Annotated in this window: 4 protein-coding genes; 3 read left to right on the top strand and 1 reads right to left on the bottom strand. The window is 71.2% G+C overall.

The genetic code is table 11. The features are described from left to right. Positions 1 to 94: 94 nt before the first annotated feature. Positions 95 to 1,717 (bottom strand): alkaline phosphatase D family protein, encoded by a 1,623-nt coding sequence (locus ACFXB5_RS28895; RefSeq protein WP_385212928.1) that lies wholly within the window; start codon positions 1,715 to 1,717, stop codon positions 95 to 97. A gap of 173 nt (positions 1,718 to 1,890) precedes the next feature. Here ACFXB5_RS28895 and ACFXB5_RS28890 point away from each other — a divergent pair, with 173 nt between their 5' ends. The 3 genes from ACFXB5_RS28890 to ACFXB5_RS28880 all read left to right on the top strand — a co-directional run bounded on the left by ACFXB5_RS28890 (position 1,891) and on the right by ACFXB5_RS28880 (position 4,561). Then, positions 1,891 to 2,664, top strand: coding sequence for an SDR family oxidoreductase (locus ACFXB5_RS28890; protein ID WP_385212926.1), 774 nt, complete (start codon positions 1,891 to 1,893; stop codon positions 2,662 to 2,664). A 237-nt stretch (positions 2,665 to 2,901) separates the two neighbouring features. After that, positions 2,902 to 3,528, top strand: coding sequence for a hypothetical protein (locus ACFXB5_RS28885; protein WP_385212924.1), 627 nt, complete (start codon positions 2,902 to 2,904; stop codon positions 3,526 to 3,528). A 184-nt stretch (positions 3,529 to 3,712) separates the two neighbouring features. Then, positions 3,713 to 4,561, top strand: coding sequence for a glycosyltransferase family 2 protein (locus tag ACFXB5_RS28880; protein WP_385213005.1), 849 nt, complete (start codon positions 3,713 to 3,715; stop codon positions 4,559 to 4,561). The last annotated feature ends 230 nt before the right edge of the window (positions 4,562 to 4,791 follow it).

The following is a 4,791-nucleotide window of genomic DNA, read 5'->3' as shown; positions in this document are numbered from 1 at the left end:
GCGCGCTCTCTGCTCTGTCTCGAGACTGCTCTCGGGCGGGGGGGGGCGGGGGGTGCGCGGCTGGCGGGGGCTGCGCCCGGCCCCCCCCCGCCCGTCAGACCTGCTTCAGGCCGGGGTTTCCGGCCTCGCTGACGAACGACGCCGCCGTGGTGAGCGGCGCGCCCTGGGTCGTGACCGCGGAGACAGTCTTGTAGTCGGCCCGTGCCCGCTCCTCGTCCAGCGAGACGGTCACATAGCCGCGCCGGCCGTTGTAGAACTTCATATGCGGGTTGGCGGCCATGTAGGTGGCCCAGTTGTCGGGCTTGTCGGCACCGTCCTTGCCGCTGCTGACGGAGGTGCCGACGAACTCCACGCCCAGGGTCCGGGAGCCCGCGTCGTCGAAGTCCTTCTTGATGTCGAAGGCGTAGTGCACATGGACATCGCCGGTCAGGACGACGAAGTTGTCCAGGCCCGCCTTCTCGACACCGGCCAGGATCCGCTCCCGGGAGGCGGGGTAGCCGTCCCAGGAGTCCATGGAGAGCTTGGAGCGCGCGGCCGTGGTGTTCTTCCGCTGGGAGAAGGTGACCTGCTGCGGCAGTACGTTCCAGGTGGCGGTGGAGCGCTGGAAGCCGTCGAGCAGCCATCGCTCCTGGGTGGCGCCGGTGAGGGTGCGCGAGGGGTCCTCGGACTCCGGTCCCGGGTACTGCCAGCCGTCGCCGTACGCCTGGTTGGAGCGGTACTGGCGGGTGTCGAGGATGTCGAACTGGGCCAGCTTGCCGTAGTGGAAGCGGCGGTAGAGCCGCATGTCGGCGCCGCTCGGCTGCTGCGGCATCCGCAGCGGCATGTTCTCCCAGTACGCCCGGTAGGCGGCCGCCCGGCGGATCAGGAACTCGTCCGACGGGCCGCCGTTCTCGTCGATGTCGCCCGCGTAGTTGTTCTCGGTCTCGTGGTCGTCCCAGGTGACGTACCAGGGGAAGGCGGCGTGGGCGGCCTGGAGGTCCTCGTCGGACTTGTAGAGCGCGTAGCGCAGCCGGTAGTCCCCGAGCGTCATGGTCTCCTTGTTGAACACCGCGGGGAGGGTGCGGTCGGTGTAGTTGCGGGCGCCGCCCGCGGCGCTGACCGCGTACTCGTACTGGTAGTCGCCCACGTGGAAGACGGCGTCCAGGTCCTCCTGCGCCAGGTGGCGGTAGGCGGTGAAGTAGCCGTCGTGGTACGCCTGGCAGGACACCAGGCCGAAGCGGACCTCCTGGACCTTGGCGCCCTGGGCGGGGGTGGTGCGGGTGCGGCCCACCGGGCTGGTCCAGTTCCCGGCCTTGAAGCGGTACCAGTAGACGCGGCCCGGCTCGAGCCCCTTGGCGTCCACGTGCACCGTGTAGTTGAACTCGGCGTGCGCGGTGCTGGTCCCCCGGCGGGCGACGCGCTGGAACTTCTCGTCGCGGGCGATCTCCCACTCGACCTTGACGGTGCCCTCTTCGGGCAGCCCGTTGCCCGGCTCGTAGGGGCGGGGCGCCAGCCTGGTCCACAGCACGACGGCGTCGGGCAGCGGGTCGCCGGAGGCCACGCCGAGCGTGAACGGGTTGTCGGCGAGGGCACGCGGCGACACCTGCGCGGCGTGGGCGCTGGGCAGGTTGGTGGTGAAGGCGAGCGCGGCGGCGGCTCCCGTCACGGTGAGGAAGCGGCGGCGTCCCAGACGGGCGGCCGCGGCTCGTATGGCGCGCTGATGCGAGTCATGTGCCATGTGCTCTCCCCTGGCTCGTGGCGTCAGAGGAATTGGAGTGTCGGGGGACGGCCGGGCGTTTGCGTGCACACGACATTGATATGACCGCTCGGTGAGTTCCGTTGCCGGAAGGGACCTTTACCGCGAATCGGCACCCTCCCACGGCGAACTGACGTGACGTACGCTGCGGCGCCATGAGCGACGGTCGTGTGTCGGTGGTGTCGAAAGTGGCGATGGTGACGGGCGCGGGCTCCGGGGTCGGCCGGGCCGTGGCGCTCGAACTCCTCGAGGCGGGCTGGTCGGTGGTGCTCGCGGGGCGCCGTGAGGAGGCCCTGGCCGAGACGGCACGGCTGGCCGGTGGCGGCCCCCCGGCCCCGGTGGTGCCGACGGACGTGGCGAGCCCGGAGCGGGTGGACGCGCTCTTCGCGGCGGTACGGGAGCGGTTCGGACGGCTGGACCTGCTGTTCAACAACGCGGGCAGCTTCGGCCCGCGCGGCGTGCCGCTGGAGGATCTGGCCTACGAGGACTGGCGGTCGGTCGTGGACACCAACCTCACGGGGGCGTTCCTGTGCGCACAGGCGGCGTTCCGGCTGATGCGGGACCAGGATCCCCGGGGTGGACGGATCATCAACAACGGCTCGCTCTCGGCGCATGTGCCCAGGCCGGACAGCGTGGCGTACACGGCCACCAAGCACGCCATCACGGGGCTCACCAAGTCGCTGTCGCTGGACGGGCGCCGATACGGCATCGCCTGCGGGCAGATCGACATCGGCAACGCGGCGACCGAGATGACCGAGCGGATGTCCGCCGGTGTGCCGCAGGCGAGCGGGGCGGTGATGGCCGAGCCCGTGATGGACGTCGCGGACGTGGCACGGACGGTGCGGCATATGGCGTCGCTGCCCCTGGAGGCGAATGTGCAGTTCGCGACGGTCATGGCGACGGCGATGCCGTACATCGGCCGCGGCTGATGGATGAGGGAACGTCACCCGTCGTAGATAACCCTCCGATTGTGGAGATAGTGTGAGGATGCGGGCAATTCACCCCATCGGCACAGCGGTTCCCGGACACCCCGTCGCCACCCCCCGGACTGTTCGAGGACCGCTCGATATGGCAGGGTCGTTTCCCACCGCGCCACATCCTTCACCGCTGCCCCACCACCGCCCCACCACCGCCCCACACCGGCATCCGAACGAAGAGAGACCGCCGTGCGTTCTCTGCCGCTCACCTTGGTCGCCCGTCTGCTGCCCGTCGCCGTCCTCGCCGCCGCGGGGGTGGCCATGACGACATCGGACGACTCGGACTCGAGCGCCACCCCGGCGGGCCCCTCCCCGCAGACCTCGGCCCCGCAGACCTCGACCCCGGCGACCGGCGCCGCCGCGCCACGCTACGCCAAGCCGCCCGAGGAGGCGTGCACGGTCCTCCCGGAGTCGATGATCAAGGACCTGGTGCCGGGTGCCAAACCGGCCGGGAACGAGCTGAAGTCCAGCGACCTCAACCGCCGTACGGGCTGTTCCTGGCACGCGCTGGACGACTTCGACTACCGCTGGCTGGACATCGCCTACGACGTCAAGAGCGTCACGGGGAAGCAGAAGAGCGAGGGCGGCAGCGCGGTGCCCGGCCTCGGCGACGACGCCTCGGTGACCGAGAAGACCACCAAGGACGACGACCAGGGCATACGCGAGGCCGTGGTGACGGTCCACCAGGACAACGCCACGGTCACCGTGACCTACAACGGCGGCGACTTCGAGAGCCACAAGGCCGCCGACTCCGATGACATCCGTAAGGGCGCCATCGGCGCGGCCAAGAAGGCGCTCGCCGCACTCGACGGCTGATTGTTTTGCTCAGCTGATTGCTTTGCTCGGTCTTTGAAGCTCATTGCTCAGTCCTTGATGAACATCAGCCGTACGGAAGTGTCCTTCCGAGTGAACGGTTACGATCGCGGGCATCGCAACCGAACTCTGGAGTCCCACCGTGCCCGCCGCCCCCGAACCACGCCTGGGTATCGCCATCCTGACCATGGGCAACCGGCCCAGAGAGGTGGCCGCCCTGCTGGAGTCGGTCGCGAAGCAGGACGTACCCCCGGCCCGCGTCGTGGTCGTCGGCAACGGCTCCCCGCTCCCGGAGTTCCCGGAGTTCCCGGGCGAGGTGACCACGGTCGAGCTGGCGGAGAACCTCGGGGTCTCGGGCGGCCGTAACGTCGCCTGGCGGCGGCTGCGCGAGTTCGGCGACGTGGACGTGGTCGTCGACCTCGACGACGACGGGCTGCTGGTGGACGCCGACGTCTTCCGCCGGGTGCGCGACCTGTACGCCGACGACCCGCGCCTGGGCATCGTGAGCTTCCGCATCGCCGACGAGACCGGCGAGACCCAGCGCCGCCACGTGCCCCGGCTCCGCGCGTCCGACCCGATGCGCGGCGGCGAGGTGACCACCTTCCTCGGCGGCGCCCACGCCCTGTCGATGGCGATGCTGGAGCAGATCGGCGGCTGGCCGGACGCGTTCTTCTTCACCCATGAGGAGACCGACCTCGCCTGGCGGGCCCTCGACGCGCGCTGGAAGGTCGTCTACGCCCCCGAACTGCTGCTCCAGCACCCCCGGACCTCCCCCGCCCGGCACGCCGTCTACCACCGGATGACCGCCCGCAACCGGGTCTGGCTGGCCCGCCGCCACCTGCCGCTGCCGCTGGTGCCCCTCTACCTGGCCGCCTGGACCCTGCTCACGCTCGCCCGCACCCGCTCCCTGACCGGGCTGCGAGCCTGGGCAGGCGGCTTCCTGGAGGGCCTGCGCACCAGCTGCGGGCAGCGCCGTCCGATGCGCTGGCGCACGGTATGGCACATGACCAAGCTGGGCCGCCCACCCATCATCTGACGACCCGGCAGACGGGCCCGGCAGCCCGGCCGGCGGCTGTACGGGGCCGGCGGCCCGGCAGCCCGGCCGACGGCCGTACGGGGCCGGCCCGAGGACACCGACGGCCCTACGGGGTGTCCGGCGGTTCTGTTCCCCTACCCGCCCCTTCCCGTAACCCGGGGGGCCCGCCCCCGCCCCCCGGGCCGGGGGGGGAGGCCCCCCCCCCCCGGGCGGGGGGGGGGGGCCGTGAG

The sequence above is a fragment of the Streptomyces sp. NPDC059455 genome (genome assembly GCF_042750115.1).
Classification (GTDB): domain Bacteria; phylum Actinomycetota; class Actinomycetes; order Streptomycetales; family Streptomycetaceae; genus Streptomyces; species Streptomyces endocoffeicus.
This window is presented reverse-complemented; position numbering and strand designations above follow the sequence as displayed.